The sequence below is a fragment of the Brevibacillus laterosporus genome, from assembly GCA_007833815.1.
GTDB lineage: Bacteria > Bacillota > Bacilli > Brevibacillales > Brevibacillaceae > Brevibacillus_B > Brevibacillus_B laterosporus_D.
On sequence record CP033464.1, the window covers coordinates 3,306,974 to 3,326,028 of the forward strand.

The 19,055-nt window shown below is 41.9% G+C and carries 20 protein-coding genes; 16 read left to right on the forward strand and 4 right to left on the reverse strand.

The window, feature by feature from the left end; all coding sequences use genetic code 11:
* The first annotated feature begins 58 nt into the window (after nt 1–58).
* From EEL30_17230 to EEL30_17250, 5 genes are all read left to right on the forward strand, one after another.
* Nucleotides 59–751 carry a 4'-phosphopantetheinyl transferase superfamily protein gene (locus EEL30_17230; protein ID QDX93884.1) on the forward strand — a complete coding sequence of 231 codons (693 nt, stop codon included), beginning with the start codon at nt 59–61 and terminating at the stop codon, nt 749–751.
* A gap of 49 nt (nt 752–800) precedes the next feature.
* Nucleotides 801–1,820 carry an NAD(P)-dependent alcohol dehydrogenase gene (locus tag EEL30_17235; protein QDX93885.1) on the forward strand — a complete coding sequence of 340 codons (1,020 nt, stop codon included), beginning with the start codon at nt 801–803 and terminating at the stop codon, nt 1,818–1,820.
* Between the two features lie 143 nt (nt 1,821–1,963).
* Complete coding sequence (locus EEL30_17240; protein QDX93886.1) at nt 1,964–2,443, forward strand: hypothetical protein; 480 nt, start codon at nt 1,964–1,966, stop codon at nt 2,441–2,443.
* Between the two features lie 143 nt (nt 2,444–2,586).
* Nucleotides 2,587–4,248 carry an AMP-binding protein gene (locus EEL30_17245; protein QDX93887.1) on the forward strand — a complete coding sequence of 554 codons (1,662 nt, stop codon included), beginning with the start codon at nt 2,587–2,589 and terminating at the stop codon, nt 4,246–4,248.
* Between the two features lie 47 nt (nt 4,249–4,295).
* Nucleotides 4,296–5,072, forward strand: coding sequence for an SAM-dependent methyltransferase (locus tag EEL30_17250; GenBank protein ID QDX93888.1), 777 nt, complete (start codon nt 4,296–4,298; stop codon nt 5,070–5,072).
* A 129-nt stretch (nt 5,073–5,201) separates the two neighbouring features.
* On the opposite strand, the gene leuD is transcribed toward EEL30_17250, so the two are convergent.
* Together leuD and leuC are read right to left on the reverse strand one after the other, a co-directional pair.
* The gene (leuD, locus tag EEL30_17255) at nt 5,202–5,795 is read right to left on the reverse strand and encodes a 3-isopropylmalate dehydratase small subunit (protein QDX93889.1); all 594 of its coding nucleotides are present in this window, start codon (nt 5,793–5,795) and stop codon (nt 5,202–5,204) included.
* A gap of 131 nt (nt 5,796–5,926) precedes the next feature.
* On the reverse strand, nt 5,927–7,345 hold the full coding sequence (gene leuC, locus EEL30_17260; protein QDX93890.1) for a 3-isopropylmalate dehydratase large subunit: 1,419 nt from the start codon (nt 7,343–7,345) through the stop codon (nt 5,927–5,929).
* 145 nt (nt 7,346–7,490) lie between these two features.
* Here leuC and EEL30_17265 point away from each other — a divergent pair, with 145 nt between their 5' ends.
* The 7 genes from EEL30_17265 (at nt 7,491) to EEL30_17295 (ending at nt 14,438) form a co-directional block, all read left to right on the forward strand.
* Nucleotides 7,491–8,393, forward strand: coding sequence for a LysR family transcriptional regulator (locus EEL30_17265; GenBank protein ID QDX93891.1), 903 nt, complete (start codon nt 7,491–7,493; stop codon nt 8,391–8,393).
* A 64-nt stretch (nt 8,394–8,457) separates the two neighbouring features.
* Entirely contained in the window at nt 8,458–8,796 is a 339-nt protein-coding gene (locus tag EEL30_17270) for a thioredoxin (protein QDX93892.1), read from the forward strand.
* Nucleotides 8,797–8,936: 140 nt separating this feature from the next.
* Nucleotides 8,937–9,677: a glycerophosphodiester phosphodiesterase gene (locus tag EEL30_17275; protein ID QDX93893.1), complete on the forward strand. Its 741-nt coding sequence runs from the start codon at nt 8,937–8,939 to the stop codon at nt 9,675–9,677.
* Nucleotides 9,674–10,594 carry an RluA family pseudouridine synthase gene (locus EEL30_17280; protein QDX93894.1) on the forward strand — a complete coding sequence of 307 codons (921 nt, stop codon included), beginning with the start codon at nt 9,674–9,676 and terminating at the stop codon, nt 10,592–10,594. Before EEL30_17275 ends, EEL30_17280 begins: the two co-directional genes overlap by 4 nt.
* A 106-nt stretch (nt 10,595–10,700) precedes the next feature.
* Nucleotides 10,701–11,774 (forward strand): YheC/YheD family protein, encoded by a 1,074-nt coding sequence (locus EEL30_17285; GenBank protein ID QDX95801.1) that lies wholly within the window; start codon nt 10,701–10,703, stop codon nt 11,772–11,774.
* A 183-nt stretch (nt 11,775–11,957) separates the two neighbouring features.
* A complete protein-coding gene (locus EEL30_17290; protein ID QDX93895.1) occupies nt 11,958–12,920 on the forward strand; it encodes a DMT family transporter in 963 nt (320 codons plus the stop codon).
* A 69-nt stretch (nt 12,921–12,989) separates the two neighbouring features.
* Nucleotides 12,990–14,438 (forward strand): hypothetical protein, encoded by a 1,449-nt coding sequence (locus EEL30_17295; GenBank protein QDX93896.1) that lies wholly within the window; start codon nt 12,990–12,992, stop codon nt 14,436–14,438.
* Nucleotides 14,439–14,506: 68 nt separating this feature from the next.
* Here EEL30_17295 and EEL30_17300 read toward each other — a convergent pair whose 3' ends face one another.
* Nucleotides 14,507–15,118, reverse strand: a complete 612-nt coding sequence (locus EEL30_17300; protein ID QDX93897.1) for a nitroreductase family protein — start codon at nt 15,116–15,118, stop codon at nt 14,507–14,509.
* 273 nt (nt 15,119–15,391) lie between these two features.
* On the opposite strand from EEL30_17300, the gene EEL30_17305 reads away from it, so the two are divergent.
* The 4 genes from EEL30_17305 (at nt 15,392) to EEL30_17320 (ending at nt 17,966) form a co-directional block, all read left to right on the forward strand.
* Nucleotides 15,392–15,655: a hypothetical protein gene (locus EEL30_17305; protein ID QDX93898.1), complete on the forward strand. Its 264-nt coding sequence runs from the start codon at nt 15,392–15,394 to the stop codon at nt 15,653–15,655.
* Between the two features lie 379 nt (nt 15,656–16,034).
* On the forward strand, nt 16,035–16,277 hold the full coding sequence (locus tag EEL30_17310) for a hypothetical protein (GenBank protein ID QDX93899.1): 243 nt from the start codon (nt 16,035–16,037) through the stop codon (nt 16,275–16,277).
* A 326-nt stretch (nt 16,278–16,603) separates the two neighbouring features.
* The gene (locus tag EEL30_17315) at nt 16,604–16,993 is read left to right on the forward strand and encodes a kinase (GenBank protein ID QDX93900.1); all 390 of its coding nucleotides are present in this window, start codon (nt 16,604–16,606) and stop codon (nt 16,991–16,993) included.
* A gap of 97 nt (nt 16,994–17,090) precedes the next feature.
* Complete coding sequence (locus EEL30_17320; protein QDX93901.1) at nt 17,091–17,966, forward strand: spore coat protein; 876 nt, start codon at nt 17,091–17,093, stop codon at nt 17,964–17,966.
* A 334-nt stretch (nt 17,967–18,300) separates the two neighbouring features.
* Here the strand turns inward: EEL30_17320 and vat are convergent, their stop codons facing one another.
* A complete protein-coding gene (gene vat, locus EEL30_17325) occupies nt 18,301–18,927 on the reverse strand; it encodes a Vat family streptogramin A O-acetyltransferase (protein ID QDX93902.1) in 627 nt (208 codons plus the stop codon).
* Nucleotides 18,928–19,055 lie beyond the last annotated feature (128 nt).

Sequence of the window (19,055 nt, forward strand, 5' to 3'; positions counted from 1 at the left end):
CATAGTAGATTTGTTTACTAATATCCTCTAAAATATGGAAAAGAGAGAGGGGAATTACATGACAAACGTATTTGCTTTACATATATCTACAGAACTAGCGGAGGATACATTTAATCATCTACTACACCATGTTTCCCCAGAGAAACGTGAAAAAATCATTCGATTCCGAAGACGAGAAGATGCTTACAGAGGGCTCCTTGCTGATTTGCTAGTACGTTATATTTTAAGTAAATATCACCATATTCCTAAAGAAGAGATTCTATTCAAACACAATGAGTACGGTAAACCCTACTTACCTAATCATACCACCTGTTATGTTAACTTGTCTCATTCTGGTGAATGGGTGGTGTGTGGAACAGGTAGTATGCTTGTGGGAATTGATGTTGAACAGCAAAAGCCTATTGATCTTGAGATTGCGAAGAATTACTTTTCCAAGCAAGAATATATGGATTTACTGGCGAAATCAGAAGGAGAAGAACAACTGTCGTATTTTTATGACCTCTGGACATTGAAAGAGAGCTACATAAAAGCTGTCGGGAAAGGGCTGTCCATTCCACTTTCTTCTTTTTCTGTTAGAAAGAATGAGAATAATACTATAGATTTTAGTGAAGAGACACCGTCTAGGACCAATTGGTTTTTTAAACAGTATCAACTAGCATCCCACTATCCGTTGTCTGTGTGTAGTGCAAGTAATCTGTTTGCAGAAGAGATTGTTATGATTCGAATGGACGAGTTGATTCAATATTTTTAATTCAGAATATAAGATAGAATATAATCAGTAACGAATAGGAGGAATTGATATGTACCTAGCCTTGTTGCATGAGGGTCCATCTGGTATAAAAGGGGTAAAAATAGCAGAACGAGTGAAACGAACATTGGCAACTGATGAAGTGCTCGTTCGGTTAAAAGCATCTGGTTTAAATCGACGGGATTTGCTCAATATCATGTGGCGAAGTGAACAAGATGCCCCACTCGTTCTTGGTTCTGATGGTGCTGGGATAATTGAGGAAGTTGGCAGTGGTGTGAAGGAATGGCATGTAGGTGATGAAGTGATCTTACATGCAGGAGTGAACTGGATAACAAAAAGTGACGCACCTCCTGCTACCTTCGAAATCTTAGGTTCTTCCTTTGATGGAACACATGCTCAGTATATCGTCATTCCTGCTTCCCTACTTGTAAAAAAACCTGCTTATTTAACGTGGGAAGAAGCTGGGGTTCTATCTGTTGCTGCACTGACAGCCTATCGCGCATTGCGTACAAAAGGACGGGCAAAAAAAGGCGATACGGTGTTGATTCCTGGCATTGGTAGTGGAGTAGCTACCTTTCTACTTCAGATGAGCAAGGCGCTAGGATGTCGTGTCATTGTTACTTCACGGTGCAAAGCTAAACAAAAACGGGCTATGGAACTAGGAGCTGATGTAGCGATTGATACCGCAGTGGATTGGAACGAAGCATTACAGGGTGAGAAGGTTGATATCGTGATTGATAGTGTGGGTCCTGCCACGTTCCAACAATCATTAAGCCAGCTACGCCCAGGAGGCACGTGCGTTACATTTGGCGCCACTACAGGGGATAACGTAGAATTTAATCTGAGAAGCTTTTTCTACAGCCAGTGTAACATTCTAGGAACTACTCTAGGCAGTAAAGAAGAATTTATGGAAATGCTCGTTTTTATGCAACAACATCAAATTCACCCGGTCATAGATCACGTGTATGATTTAGAACAAGGTAGAGTAGCCCTTGAACGACTACAGGATTCTGAACAATTTGGCAAAATCGTATTACGTCGAAGTGATGCTGCGGCAGATGGGACAGGCTGATTTTAGCGGTACGAGTAAGTAACCTAGAATTTAATAAAATGGTTGGAATCTTTTGACCGTTACAGTTTTCTACAAGAATTACTTCTAACTCTCTTCGCTCTCGCGTATGCATGTACAAATAGGGCGGAAAGGGAGAGTTACGAATGAGAGTATTTGTAATTAGTTTGCGCAAGCTGCTATATGGCTCTGCTGTAGGGGTTGGCTTGGTACTTGCCGTAGTACTGGTGATATGGAAAGATCCATTACATGTTGCAACCCTGTTCCAATTTGATCGGGAAAGCATGGAGACAACAGCAAAAGTAGCAGACAACCCGTTTGCCTCCGAAAAACCTCAGGTGACTATGGATGTACAGGTAGAGGATAATCAGGTAGCTGTCAATCTCATCACTACCGGCTTTATTTTTACAGAAGAACAGTCTAATGCAGAACAGAAGCTGGAGATCATGCATGGGAAGGGACATGCCCATCTGTATGTGGATGGAAAAATGATTCAGAAGATTTATGATCCCCAATTCACTATTAAGAACTTACCAAAAGGGGAGCATGAGCTAAAGATAGAGTTAGCTTATCCGAATCATTTACCTTACAAGGTAGAAACAGTTAAAATTTTACAAATTAAATAGATTGAGAAAAGAAGCACCTCGATCATTTTTACCTAATCGGGGGCTTTTTCCTATATAAAAACATCTTTCTGTATGAATATGTAGCAGGAAAATCTATATTTAAATGGAATATTCTGATTAATACAACAGGGAGGTTTGATAAAATGGCTGATCTACGTTCCATTACAATGGGGGATTTATTAGATGAAACAGTAGGCAAGTTTCCTGACAAGCAAGCCATTATTTATCAAGAGATAGGTCTTACCTATACATATCGGGAGTTTCAGCATGTATGTAATCAACTGGCCAGAGGATTCATGGCCTTGGGGATACAGCCCGGCGAGCATATAGCAATATGGGCTAACAATGTTCCTGAGTGGGTACTAACTCAATTTGCCACAGCTAAAATGGGAGGTGTGCTTGTGACAGTTAATACAAGCTACCGAACACATGAGCTGGAATATTTATTACGGCAATCAGATGCTACTACCTTACTAGTAATTGATCAGCTTAAGGAAGTTTCCTATGTAGACATGTTGCATGAAATTTGCCCGGAATTACAACAAGCCCTACCAGGTGAACTGCAAGCTGAGCGTCTTCCTCATTTACGTCGGGTAATCTATATAGGAGAAAAACGTCAGCCAGGCATGTATTTATTTACAGACCTATATCAATTGGCTGAACAGGTGACTGAAGCAGAACAGATAGATCGACAGAAAACTCTTCAGCCCGATCAGGTGGTCAATATGCAGTATACATCTGGTACAACCGGCTTTCCTAAAGGTGTCATGCTTAGCCATTACAATATCATCAACAATGCTATTCAAGTGGCTAGTTGTCAAAATTTGAGTCAACAAGATCGGGTATGCATTCCTGTTCCATTTTTTCATTGCTTTGGATGTGTAATGGGGACATTAGCTTGTGTGGCAACGGGAGCTGCGATGGTTCCAGTTATTACGTTTCAGTCAAAAGTAGTCTTGGAGGTTGTTTCTAAGGAGAGGTGTACAGCTCTTTATGGGGTGCCAACCATGTTTATTGCTGAGCTGAATGAACCAGCTTTTACACAGTATGACCTGAGCTCACTACGAACTGGAATCATGGCTGGTTCGCCTTGTCCAGAAGAAGTGATGAAGAATGTAGTAGATAAAATGGGTATGCGTGACATTACCATCGCATATGGACAGACGGAATCTTCTCCGGTTGTGACTCAGACTAGAGTAGATGATAGCATCGAGCGTCGCGTATCAACAGTCGGTCGTAAGCATGATCTAGTGGAAATGATGCTAATGAATCCTAGCACAGGGGAAGAAGTGGCTATCGGTGAACAGGGTGAACTTTGTACGCGAGGCTACCAGGTTATGAAAGGGTACTATAATATGCCAGAACAGACAGCAAAGGCGATAGACTCAGAGGGCTGGCTCCATACAGGAGACTTGGCTACTGTTGACGAAGATGGATATTATCGGATCACTGGACGCCTGAAAGATATGATCATTCGCGGGGGAGAGAATATTTATCCGCGTGAGATTGAAGAGTTTTTGTATACTCATCCCAAAGTTCTGGATGTACAAGTTATCGGAGTTCCCGACCCACTCTATGGCGAGCAAGTATTGGCATGCGTTAAAGCACGCGAGGGAGAGAGTTTGTCATCTGATGAGTTAAAAGACTTTTGTCAGGGAAAAATTGCTCGCTATAAGATTCCGTACTATCTACAAATCGTTCATGAATACCCGATGACAGCCTCTGGTAAAATTCAAAAATATAAACTCCGCGAGCAAGCCATTGAACTCTACGGATTGGATCAGTCAGCAGCATCTAGTGAGTAACTTGACGGAACAAACAGCTGTGCGTGCACAGAAAAGGAGTATACCTTATGAATTATGACAGTTTGTTTGAACATTTCATTGTCCAATCACAAACAAAGTTTAGCGGATGGGATTTTTCATTTGTACACGGTACAGGACGGATCACGACAGAACCTGTCCCTTGGTCTTATGCGAGCAAAATTATTCCATTGATGGCTCAGGCAGATAGTATGCTAGATATGGGTACAGGAGGAGGGGAATTGTTATCTCAGTTGGTACCTTTACCTCCGTTTACTTGTGCGACAGAAGCATATGGGCCAAACGTAACCATAGCTCAGACACGATTAGAACCGATTGGGGTAAAGGTATGTCCCCTTGTAGATGATGCCGTTTTGCCGTTTGAAGACAAACGATTTTCGTTGATCATTAACAAGCATGAAGCGTTTCAGCCTAGCGAGGTGCGACGCATCTTACGCGATGGAGGTCAGTTTATCACTCAACAGGTGGGAGGGGAAGATTGTCAAGAATTGAACCAGTTACTGGGGATGCCAAAAGGGGAATACCACGACTGGAATCTGAGAAAAGCGGTGCTAGAATTAGAAGAGTCAGGATTTTCGATTTTGGATCAAAAAGAGTATTTTCCATTCCAACGCTTTCATGATATTGGTGCTCTCATTTATTATGTAAAAGCAATTCCATGGCAGTTCCAAGACTTTTCGGTTGATGCATACCGAGATGAATTGTATCGCCTTCATTTAAAAATTCAGGAAAAAGGTTATGTAGAGGTAAAATCACACCGCTTTATTATCTGTGCGGTGGCTCCATTTTTCCGGTATCCCTTTTAATAGCAAGGACTAGTTAGATAAGAAAACCGTTTGCGACAGTTATTGAGATTGAAAAGACCATTGCTTCGGTTGAGAAGAGATGGCCTTTTCGCCTTTTTTCATTTTTCTAATAACCCGAGTTACAACTCGTTACCGCACTACCATCTTTTTTTCATAAGCCATGATCTTGTCTTCCTGCTGTAGAGTAATCCCAATGTCATCCAACCCATTTAACAAACAGTACCTGCGATAACTATCCACTTCAAATGGATAGGAGAGGCCATTGCCATCTTCTATAACCTGACGTTCCAGATCAATTGTCAATGTATACCCCTCAGTAGCTTCGGTGCGTGTAAACAATTCATCTACTTGTTCTTCAGTGAGTTTGATTGGCAAAATTCCATTCTTAAAACAGTTGTTATAGAAGATATCGGCAAAGGATGGAGCAATTACTACTCGGAATCCAAAATCTAATAAAGCCCAAGGCGCATGTTCACGTGAGGAACCACAGCCAAAGTTATTACGTGCAAGCAAAATAGTAGCTCCCTCATAGCGTGGCTGATGAAGGACGAATGAATCGATCCGCTTTCCTTCGATGGTATAGCGCCATTCATAGAACAAGAATTGTCCAAAGCCTGTGCGTTCAATTCGTTTCAAAAATTGTTTCGGGATAATAGCATCCGTATCGATATTGGCGCGATCGACGGGGGCGGCCAAGCCAGTTACTTTTACAAACGGTTCCATAGAGATTGCCTCCTTTAAATGTAGGGGTAGGGCACATGCCATTTTTTCATTGATTACATGCTTCGAATTACATGCATACTCAGCAAAAGGCTATCTTAAACGTTGAAACGCTGAAGTCTTCTCACGTATACTTACACCACCGCAGGGGCATTCAGCCACTCACGGACATCAACAAATTTACCTGCGACTGCAGCGGCAACAGCCATTTCAGGACTAACTAGATGAGTGCGTCCATCACGACCTTGACGTCCTTCAAAGTTACGGTTAGAGGTAGAAGCACAACGCTCACCAGGTGATAAAATATCCGGGTTCATCGCAAGACACATGGAGCAACCTGATTCGCGCCACTCAAAGCCAGCCTCTATGAAGATATGATGTAACCCTTCCTGTTCGGCACGCTCTTTAACAGCTTGTGAACCTGGCACGACCATGGCATTGACTTGAGAAGATACCTTGCGACCTTTGGCGGCAGCGGCGGCACGGCGTAAATCTTCGATGCGTCCGTTCGTACAGGAACCAATAAACACACGATCGATAGAGATATCTGTCATGGGAGTCCCAGCGGTTAACCCCATATAAGTAAGGGCATCTCGTGCTGCTTTTTGATCGGTTTGGCTAACAAATTCTTCTGGGTGAGGCACGTTGCTAGTAATTCCGGTACCCATACCTGGACTTGTTCCCCAGGTTACTTGTGGTTCCATTTCGCTTGCTTGTAGCTCCACGTGGGCATCATATATGGCACCTTCATCTGATACTAGCTCTCTCCATGCAACTACAGCTTGTTCGAAAGCTTCTCCTTGGGGGACATGACGACGACCTTTCAAGTAGGCAAATGTAGTATCATCTGGAGCGATTAAGCCGGCACGGGCTCCTGCTTCAATGGACATGTTGCAAACTGTCATACGTTCTTCCATGGTCAATTGACGGATAGCTTCCCCCGTATATTCAACAACGTAACCCGTAGCAAAGTCAGTCCCGAATTTTGCGATAATAGCTAAAATTAAATCTTTTGCGGATATACCTAGTGGCAATGGGCCATTCACATGTACTTCCATCGTTTTTGGCTTTGCTTGTTGTAAGCATTGTGTTGCCAACACATGTTCTACTTCGCTTGTTCCAATTCCGAAAGCAAGAGCACCGAAAGCTCCGTGTGTAGAGGTATGACTGTCTCCACAAACGATCGTTTTACCGGGATGTGTTAAGCCAAGTTCTGGTCCAATAACGTGCACGATTCCTTGATCGGGGCTGTCTAAATCTGCAAGTGGTACGCCAAAATCCCGGCAGTTATTCGTTAGTGTTTCCATTTGAGTAAGCGAGATTGGATCTTCTACAAGATAGCGATTTTTCGTTGGCACGTTGTGATCCATGGTTGCAAACGTAAGATCTGGACGACGGACCTGCCGATTAGCAAGACGCAGACCTTCAAAGGCTTGTGGGGATGTTACTTCATGAACAAGGTGTAGATCGATATATAATAAGCTAGGTTTTCCTGATTCTTCGTAAATAACGTGTTGATCCCAAATTTTTTCAAATAGCGTCCGTGCTTTCATCGTATTTCCTCCTTTATTTTGTCGCGCTCATGCTTTTTTCTAGTTGTACCATGGATAAAGAAATAGTACAAAGATATAATGATTATAGAATGGATAGGAAATACCTATAAGGATAAAAGGAAACAAAGAACAGGCGGAGATACAAATGGAATTGCGTCAAATACGTTATGTTATGATGGTAGCTCAAGAAAAAAGTTTTTCCCGCGCAGCTGAGAAGCTCCACTTAGCACAACCATCGCTTAGTCAACAGATTGCCAAACTGGAGCGTGAGTATGGGGTCATGTTGTTTCACCGACTGCCACAACGAGTCGAGTTAACAGATGCAGGGAATCGATTTATACAATTAGCCAATGAACTAATTGTCAAAGAAGACGAATTAGAACGTGAAATGCACCAATTTGCAGAGGGGAATGCTGGCAGGATCGTCGTCGGCAGTCTACCAATAACAGGAGCCTTTGTGCTACCCGAAGCTTTTTCAGCCTTTACCAAATGTTATCCTCGTATCGAGGTTACTTTAATAGAAGAAACATCTAGTAATCTGGAGCAGATGCTGGTTCATGGCAAGTTGGATATGAGCCTATTAACGATGCCGATACAGCATCCAGCGTTAGTAACGACTCCGGTATTACAGGAGGAAATCTATCTATCGTTACCACCCCAGCATCCACTTGCAAAAGAGCAGGTTGTTGACTTAAAAGCTTTGGAAGAGGAACCATTTATTTTGTTAAAAGAAGGACAGGGTTTCCGCACGATCTCGTTGCTATTGTGCGAACAAGCTGGATTTACACCAAAGGTAGTGTTTGAAAGTTCAAATATCCAAACGGTGCAAGCCTTGGTAGCGTCGGGCATGGGTGTCTCTTTCGCACCTCATATGATTACAGGCATGGTGAACGGTAATGTCTCGCCAGCCTATGTGCATCTATCTACACACCCTAGTCGAACGTTAGTAGTTGCGTCGCATAAAGACAAGCATTTGTCTACGCCAATGCTAGCATTACGTGAAGAGATTTCTAAAGCCGGCAAGCAGTACTCAATAAACCCGGCGTAGAGACAAAAAAGTGGCAGGTGTGTTACACTAACTTCAAACATGCATCGAAAGGGAGGATACACACATGAAAGAGATTAAAACAGAAGAAGCATTCCAAGAAACCATTCGTTCTTCCAAACCGGTGATCGTCAAATTTTATACGACTTGGTGTCCAGACTGTTTCCGTATTGATCCATTTATGCCGGAGTTAGAAGAAGCCTATAAAGATCAATTGGATATGGTAGCAGTTAACCGTGATGACCTTCCTGAGTTGTCTCAACAGCTGGAGATCATGGGTATCCCTAGTTTTGTTGCGTTTAAGAACGGCAAGGAAGTGGTACGTTTTGTCAGTAAATTGGCGAAGAGTCGCGAAGAGATCGAGCAATTTTTAGATCGTGCTGTGCAAATTAGCGCAGAGCTTTAAAAAATTGGATTGATCCTTAAAATGGACGGACACATACAGGTAAAACATTTTCACAAACTTTCTTAGCAGAAATTGGTGGAAACGTTCATATCTATAAACGAATGGGTAAAAACAGGCAGTTCTTTCAAGGAGGGTTCAGCTTGCAGAGCAATGTATGTATCGCGCATCGAGGTTGGTCGGGAGTCGCCCCAGAAAATACATTGGCGGCTATTCGACTAGCAATAGAACACCCTGAGATAGATGGGGTTGAATTTGACGTCCAGTTAACGAAGGACCAAATTCCCGTAGTTATCCACGACTATTCGTTGGAACGTACCACGAATGGAACTGGATGGGTTAAAGATCATACGTTTGCCGAACTGCGTTCTCTGGATGCAGGGAGTTGGTTCGACAGTCAATTTGTCGGCGAGACCATCCCTTCCTTGGAAGAAGTGCTCATTGCCAATCGCCAGAAAAAGTGGCTTAATATTGAGCTAAAGCAGATGGTGGCAAGTAAGGAACAGGTGCTGGAAGAAAAAGTAATCCGCTTGATCGAACAGTATGATATGGAAGAACATGTGGTCATTACTTCATTTCAACATCAGAGTGTCTATAATGTAAAAAGATTGGCTCCACGTTTGCAGGTGGGACCGTTAATTTATGGTATGCCGCTCTTACTACAGGAACAGGCCCAACATATCGGAGCAGATGTATTATCACTCGCGTACCCTTATCTGACTCATGAGGTTGCGCAGCACGCTCAGGAATGGGGCTATTCCATCATAGCGTGGACGGTAGATGAACCAGAACATATGCGAGTTTTAGCGCAATTAGGCTCGCATGTGCATATTTGCACCAATCATCCAGATAGATGGTTGTCATGGAAAGGAAGTACAGCATGATTTCAATGAATAGAAAGGGAGAGTGGCTTCTTGGCACGTTAGGTGAACAAGAGGCTGCTCTTTCTTTTGGAGACTTACTTCGAAAAAAATGGGGGTTTCCCAAAAAAACGGCACATCTTTTATTTCAAAACAAAGAGATTTTGGTTGATGACCAGCCAGCAACTCAAGTTCAAAAGACAGTAAGTGGGCAGCTTATCGCCCTGCGAGTTTGTATGGAAGAAGAGTGGGGTTTAGAGCCAGTCAAAGGTCCGTTAGTTATTGCGTATGAAGACGATCACGTACTAATCGTAAATAAACCAGCTGGTTTGCTTTTACATCCGACGGAACCTATTCACCAAGAGACGTTGGATCATTGGGTAGCTGGTTATTTTAAAGAGAAGAATATCAAGAATAAGGTGCGTCATATCCATCGTTTGGATCAAGATACCTCTGGACTCGTGATGTATGCTAAGCATCCACTCGCTGGTGCTATGCTTACCGAGAGATTGGAAAGACGGGACATTTCCCGGCAGTATATAGCTTTTGTAGAAGGAATTATGCAAGATGAGCAAGGAAAAGTAGATGCGTCTATCGGAAAAGATCGTCATCACGCGACGAGACGCCGCGTTTCTCCACAAGGTGACCGGGCTGTAACTCATTTTAACGTGATTGAACGCTATCACGACGCGACTCAAGTGTCTTGTCGTCTTGAAACAGGTCGGACGCATCAGATTCGTGTTCACTTATCTTACATGGGCCATCCATTGCTCGGAGATGTTTTGTATGGTGCGAGAAAAAATCAAGTTCTTAGAAATAGACAAGCGTTGCATGCAGCTAGCCTTCAATTTATTCACCCATTCGGGGAGCAACGTGTGGAGGTCTCAGCAAAGCTACCACAAGATTTGCAAGAACTAAAGGAACGATTGTTACTCAAATAAGGGAGTCCATTTGTACAACAACGTTTAGGAAAAATACCTAAGCGAGTAAACGAATGTCCGTCTGGTGAATAGAATGCCTAGGAAATCACATGGAAAGGGTGATGGTATGAAAAAAACGCCCATCATCGGTGTGTTAACTTGGCGATCTGGACGGACGTTTGCAGAACCTAGCTATTTTAAGAAGCTACTTCGTGCATCAAAGCGATTGGGAGTGGTTCTTTATCTGTTTTGTCCACGAGATGTAGATGATAAAACGAAACAGATACAAGGATTTTTTTGGTCTCGCGAAAAAGGCTGGCTCTCCAAGCGCTTTCCTTGGCCGGATGTAGTTATTGATCGCTATCGCTATCGACCGGATCAAGCTTTTAAGGAGTATATAGCTTTTCGTAAACGAAATCATATGTACTATGCAAACCACCGTCTCGCCAACAAATGGAAGGTGCACCAAATATTGTCTGCAGAACCTGCTATGGAGCGTTGGCTACCAGAAACATATTTATATTCACAAGATAAACTTAAGCAACTGCTAGACAGACACTCTCATGTGTATATAAAGCCAAGCAACGGTACAGGTGGTAGGGGCATTGTAAAGATAGAACGTACATCTGGGAAGTATCACTTATTAGGAAGAGATTATCAGCGTAAGAAAATAAGCTCTACGTGTAAATCACTTATTGAAATAAACAAATGGCTTAATGTTTGGAAAAATAAGGATAAACAAATTGTACAACAAGGTTTGCATATCAATTTGTTACCTGAAAGATCAGTAGATGTACGTTTGCTCATTCAGAAGGAGCAAACAGGAAACTGGGACGTGACAGGTATGGGTGTTCGAATTGGTCCGGCCCACTCAGCTACCTCTAACCTACATGGCGGGGGTCAGGCAAAAGAACTGGCTACGTTTTTAGAATCGTTGTTTGGAGTAGCAAGAACACAAATAATCCAACAAGAGTGTCATCGATTGGCTAGACAGACTGCTCTCACTGTCGAGCGACATTTTGGTCGGATGCTGGAGCTTGCACTTGATATTGGCATTGATGTACAAGGAAATGTTTGGCTTATTGAGGTAAATCCCAAGCCAGGCCGGGAAATATTCCGGGAATTAGGGCAACTACAAACATATCAACAATCCATTGAACGACCAATTCAATATGCAAGGTATCTGGCTTCACATGGATAAAACAAAGAAATCGTGGTTTAAATGACAATCGATGAAACAAATCCAGATAATAAGAGAAAAGTTCAGGCGTCCCGAGTCCTTAGTAAATGACCAGGCAACCGCCTGCTTTTTCATTTTCAGGAATGGACAAGCATTAACCATACATGTAAAAGCCGCTAGGAGTAGAAGGAGAAACGAGCAAATATGAAAGCAGAGAAATTCTTTACACATCCCGTGGGTATTGCGGTTGCAGCCACAGTTACCACGTTTTTATGGGGGAGTTCCTTTCCCTTTATTAAAAAAAGCTACGAACATCTCCAGATCGGCAAGTCGGACATCTTTGAACAAATGCTATTTGCTGGATATCGTTTTGTGTTAGCTGCTCTTGGTATTTTATTGGTGATGCTATTGTTACGTAAACAGATAGGGTACCAAACAGGTTCTTTAAAGCGATTAGCAAAAGTGGGAGCCTTTCAAACGTTTTTGCAATATATTTTCTTTTATATTGGACTTAGCTATAGTTCAGGAATCCAAGGCTCCATTATTGCTGGAACTACCTCCTTCTTTCAAATTATGCTAGCCCATTTTATGTACAAAAACGATTCGCTAAGTATACGAAAAGGTGTGGGACTAGCGATTGGATTTTTAGGTGTTATCATTGTTAATCTGCCAAGTGGAGGCTCGATGGCGATCGCTTTTGGAATAGGAGAGATTTGTTTATTGGTCGCTATGTTTTGTGGTGGATTAGGAAATATATTATCCAAACAGGAAGCAGCACATCTCGATATTCTATATCTGACCTCTTATCAAATGCTACTTGGAGGATTGGGCTTACTTGCAATTGGTGCAAGCCAGGTCGGAATGATGCCTTTCCATTTTGATTGGAACACCTCCTTGATGCTGTTATACTTGGCGTTTATTTCGGGAGCTGGCTTTGTGTTATGGAACAATATCATGAAGTACAATAAAGTTGGAAATGTCTCGATGTATTTATTTTTGATTCCCGTGTTTGGAGTGTTGCTTTCTTCGGTTATGCTACAAGAAGCGATTCATCTCGTGGTATTGATTGCCTTGGTTTGCGTAGCAGGAGGCATTATTATTGTTAATAGAGAAAAATCTTCGACGTCCACTAAAAATGCTATACAAAAAGCGAAAACCATCAAATAAACTAACTAGGTGAATTCACCCACCCCCTCTTTTGGGCATATGGTACAAAAGAGGAGAGGTGGTGTAACAGTGCAGGTTGAGTTTGGATGGCTTCATGGAATGTACGTATTTTTTATCCTTGCCATTATTTTGCTTATGGTGTTAAGGAGAGACACGAGTCTTGTCAGTATCGTTGGAATTGCTGTGTTGGGCTTTGTGGCAAGTGGCTCTGTGCCTACAGCAGTAGAAGGAATATTTGGTAGCTTTATTTATGCAATCAATGAGCTGTTACCTACCATCTTGATTATTTGCGTTATTGTCGCCATGAGCCTGGTATTATCAGTTTCTGGAGTAAATGAAACAATGATTACACCTATGACATTTTTGATCAAGGCTCCTGGTCCAGCCTACTGGATTATTGGGATTTCAATGATGGTTATCTCATGGTTCTTCTGGCCCTCACCGGCAGTTGCTTTAATTGGAGCAGTTGTGCTCCCAGTTGCTGTTCGAATTGGCTTGCCTGCCATGGGAGTTGCCATAGCAATGAATTTATTTGGGCATGGGATTGCATTATCTAGCGATTTTATTATTCAGGGTGCCCCAGCTCTTACAGCGGGGGCGGCAGGGATAGCAGTGGAGGATGTCATACGTGCCAGTGTTCCTTTGATCATGGTAATGGGCATTGTTTCAACGAGTGTTGCATTTTATTTGTTACGTCGAGATATGAAAAATGGCAAGCTGCAAGCCGATTCAAGTTTGTTCACTACCAAAACGTTTGTAGAGCAAGAAGAAGTAGGAGTGGTACCAAAAGAGGGAGGTATGTCTGTGAATGGTGTAGCAGATACTCCTTCACTTTCAAAGCCATTTCGTATGCTCTTTGCAAATCTTGTTCCTTTGTTGTTTGCTTTAGATGTTCTAGCCATGTGGTTTTTTGATCTAAGGGGAGGGGATGCGACCGCTTTAATTGGCGGTACGGCGATGTCAATCATGCTAATGGTTACCATGTTCACCCATAAAAAAAGGGGACTGGAGAAGACTACGGAGTATCTCATTCAAGGCTTCCAATTTGGGTTTAAGGTTTTCGGACCTGTTATTCCGATTGCAGCCTTCTTTTACATGGGGGATAGTGGTTTTACCAAGGTATTTGGCCAGTTGTTACCTGCTGGTTCTCAAGGAATTGTTAATGACCTTGGGATTGCTTTGGCCCACGCTATTCCGTTAACCAAAGAAGTAGCAGCGGCGACCGTGATGGGAGTAGGAATCATTACTGGTTTGGACGGATCTGGGTTCTCAGGTATTACGTTGGCTGGATCCGTGGCCCAACTTTTTTCGTCTTCTTTTTATGATGGCATTGACACTCTTACTGCATTAGGTCAAGTGGCAGCAATCTGGGTTGGTGGTGGTACGCTAGTTCCTTGGGCTTTAATCCCAGCGGCAGCGATATGTGGTGTTAGTCCGTTTGAATTGGCAAGACGCAACTTGGTTCCGGTTTTAATTGGACTAGTTGTGACGACGATAGTTGCCGTTTTTCTAATATAAAAGGCAAGACCAGAGGAATGTAGAAACACTCTCTGGTCTTTTTGTTTGCAAGTAATGCTTTACTGGAATCATGTGGAAAGAGAATCTCCAAAGCTCCCTTCAAAGACGACTTCTTCTAAACCTCGTCTAGAATTAGGAATTTCACGTTCTTGATAGGCTTCTGATAGAGCCTCTTTTTCCCCTTGATAGCCTATGGCAATAACGATTTCGACCTCATATTCATTTGGAATATGCAATAGCTCACGGGCTTTGTCAGGGTAGAAGCCACCCATGGCGTGCGTAACAAGCCCTTGTCGAACACTCTCTAATGCTAAATAACCCCAGGAGGTGCCAGCATCAAAGGAATGGGAACGGAGTGGCTCATCACGTGAAGAAAGCTTGGTAGATAAGAGAAGGGCAAGAACGGGAGCTTTGTCGCACCAAGCTGTATTACCAGGCATGATGAATTTTAAGAAGGTGGCCCGATCCTCTGGTGTACGTGCGACAATATAACGCCACGGTTGTTCATTGCTACCAGAAGGAGCCCAGCGAGCTGCTTCAAATATGCGGTGCAATACTTCAGCTTCTACCGGTTTTTCTGAAAATGAACGGGGAGACCAGCGATTTAAGTAAATAGGATCAATAGCATGAGTACTTTCTCGATGAGATTGTCCCCATGTAGATTTATCATTATGTCCCATTTGTATCTTACCTCCTTTTATTGTGTTGAAAGCAAAAAAACAACTGAATTTTCAGAAATAAACATTTTCTTCTTTAAGTATAACAACCATCTTAACATTTAGCACTTCTAAAACTTTTTTAGAGTCATTTCATGTGTCGTACTATCGTGTTTATTTTTATATTTAGTTTACATAATAAAATTATAGACAACTTTTTCCTACATCATTTCCACATTTCCTCCATACTCCTGCTTTATCTGCTCGCTAAGATAAGCATAGAAAGGCGGGAAGAGTATGCAAGAATTAAAAGCAGCACGCTTAGAGATATGTGCCATGTTAAATCAGTGTCAGTCTTGCAATTTGCCTCTGCTTCATCGCCGTCCTGGTCAAAAAAAACGGAACAATCAGTTCTGTGCTACCCATTGTAGTTTTTACAGGGAAATTCAGATGAAGCGACGTAGTATGGAGCGCATGCAAATACAACGTAGAACACAGCTTGGGGTTCCACGCACTGGGATGATGGAACCAGATGAGCAACGAGTTCTCGTTCATAGTTAAATAAAATAGTAGGTAGGTTTTCTTGCTTCCAGTTAAAAAAGAGCAAAAAAAAGTCGACAAAAGCCCACAAAAAATACATCCTTTCTATCTTAAGCTGTTTTTAGTAATTGAAGGATGATTAAACACATAGTGGATACAAAAAGAAAGACAAGGCTCCTGGTACATTGGGAAACTGGACATTAAGAGGAGTAGCTATTTTTACATCATCACGTTTTGTGAGAGTAAACAATAGCTACTCCTTCTTTATACATAAAAATAAACACTTGTCTGATCTTGTAGAAAATGTGCAAATAAATTAACTTGTACAAGCCACTGTTTAGCTCTATCCTTAGAGATAGGAAATCAAATTCGGAACTGGAAGCAAGAGGAGGTAACCTATATGTCAAAAGATTTACTTGTAATGCTAGAGGAACTACATGAAGACAAGCAACGCTATGTCCACTACTTAGAACAAAGTAAAAAATCTCTTTCGCAACTTGCTATGACAGAGGGAGACACTCATTGCGTGGAAACGCTTACGCTTTTGCAAGCCACACAATCCGAAGTAGAGACCTTACAAAAATTAATTTCCTATATTGACTTTAAAATAAAGCTTTTACGAGTAAAAGAATACGCTTCCTAGGAACCTCATCACCCCTGATGGGGTTCCTTTTTCGCTTTCACTTAACTAGTAGTAATGCTTTTTTACATAAAAAGTTGCTACCTGTTCGTATCCTACCCACATCTGCTACAATAGGAGAATCAGCTATTAAAAGATGACGGAGGGAGATTCACATGTCACAAAACCAGGATCAACAACCACAAAACCAGCCTACAGAGCCTAAAGTAAATAAAGAAGCCAAACTGGTTATTTTTACCTTTATTGGTTTGATGGTCCTTTGTGTGTTCATTATTGGCTGGTTTATGTTTCTCCGCTAGGGAACAAACGAAGAAAGCAGGTGTAGCATTATGACAGAGCAATCTTTACAACTAGGTGATATCGTTATAGTGAAGCATCGAACGGGTGAGTATATCAGCGAGATTATGGAATTAACGCCGAGTAAAGCGTTGGTTAAAACGTTAGCAGTAGTTACTCATCCTACACAAGGTGACTTACATAATTTGTATCAAACGAATGTACCGTTGTTTCATCAGCGAAAAGCTATGGCTTATCTTGAGAAAGTATATGTGCCAACAGTCGTGTTACGTCCTTTTCTTGAAGGCAATGTGCCAACCTATCTTGATTCTTTACGCCAAGCGTTGCAAGAACAAGAAAAACAATTACGAGAGCGCGGCGATGAGTATGCTAATCGAGCCTTACAACAATTGACTCAACTGCATAGCGAATATTTTTCATAAAAGAAAGCCCTCTCTGGTCATAAAAACAGGAGAATCAGGAAAGCCTAGTATGGGTATGACTCTGATTTTCTACTTTTAACCAAGGGGGTTTTAATGTATGGCTGCAGGATTAGGTGCACATGAGGTACTAGATTTACATGAAGTCTTAGATGGCATGATTAACACTAGTAATCATATGCATATGTATCGTTCTTATGTTAGAGATCCACAATTGATGAGTATACTTGAAAATCAACTGCAATTTCATTTGCAATCCTATAACGTGCTCATCTCTATTTTGCAAAAGACTAATTATCAGCAATCGATTCCACAACGTCATATAAAAAGAATAGGATATGCACAACCTACGTATGGTTTGCATCAACCTGCTCCAGTGTCACCTTCTAGTTCTACTCAGGAAATAGATGATCGGGACATTGCTAGTTGTATGCTTGGTTTACATAAATCTGCAGCTACTCATAAGATGATGGCGACATTGGAATGTGCAGATCCGACCTTGCGTCGTGCTCTATCACAAGCTGCCGTGAATTGTGCAGATATGGCATATGAAGTGTGGCAGTACATGAACCAGCGAGGATATTATCAAGTGGCTACGTTAAAGGAAATGACCACTCAGACCATGATCAATACATATCAGCCGACCATGAACCAATCACTTGGTCAGGTTGCTCCCTTTGTTAATCAATCAGCTATGAGATCAGCTCCACAACTGGTTTCACAAATTCAACACACGGATCAAACGAGTTCATCGATGTTACCCCAAAACACGTATGCAAACTACTCTGGAACAACAGCCGGTATTGATTTGCACGCTGGCAATCAAAATATGGCAACGGGAGTAGGGGTTCAACCTTTTCAAACTCTAACGCAGGATCATAACAGTTCTCATGGGGAGCATCAACAATCTGCTGCCAGTATGTTTAGTAATCATGTGGGTCATCATGCTCCACACAATATTCATCCAGCTGAATAAGCGGATAGGACACATCCCGACTTAAGCCACTACTTTCTTATTAAACAGAGGCTTTTGCTCGGGATGTTTTTTTTGAACACAGGTATTCTAAAAAGTTTAGCAATGTTCACGCTATTTGTTTTGTACTATAATAGGGGAGTGTTCATATAAAAGGAGAGTTTTTAATGTCTCAGGCTGTCATAGACGCAATACTTTTTGGAATTGTTGCTCTGGTTCTCTTTGGAGCTATGATTTACTATATTAAAAAATGGAAATGACAAAAACGCTAATCTTACCAATGAATGGAGAGAGATTAGCGTTTTTACGTTTCATATATGTTTATTGTAAAAAGAGCTTATTTTACGTGTAGTAATGCCTCAATATCTCCATTTACAATGATATTAATGTGAGATGAAATCTTTTCAATGTCCCATTCCCACCACGCCACATTCAACAAGACTGCAATGATTTCGTCCGAAAATCGCTTTTTCAACTCTCTGGAGGGATTACCTCCTGTAATAGTGTAAGGTTGGACGTCTTTTGTTACAACTGATTTGGCCGCAATGATCGCGCCATCTCCAATCTTCACCCCTGGCATGATGCAAGCATCCATACCTATCCAAACATCATTTCCAATCACGGTATTTCCTTTAAATGGTAGTTCTTCCAAAGATGGTGTAAACCTTTCCCATCCTTGGCCAAAAATGTTGAAGGGATAGGTGGAGAAGCCGTCCATCTTATGATTGGCTCCATTCATGATAAACGTTACTCCAGAAGCGATCGAACAAAATTTTCCTACGATCAGTTGGTCGCCATGCATTTCATAATGGTGTAATACTTGATCTTCAAACTCTCCGTTTCGGCAGTCGTAGTACGAATAGTCCCCAACGATAATATTCGGTTTGGTGATGGTATTCTTAATAAACTGTAAGCCTTGGTATCCCTCCATCGGATATCTTACATTCGGATTCGGTCCTGTCAATGTTATCCACTCCTTTATGACTCATGGTTAATAGACTAAAAATGTTATAGAGGACGAGAAGAGATTGTCTATTTTAAGCAACAAAAAACCTCCTTATCCACTTTCAGGATAGGAGGAGGCAGACTAAT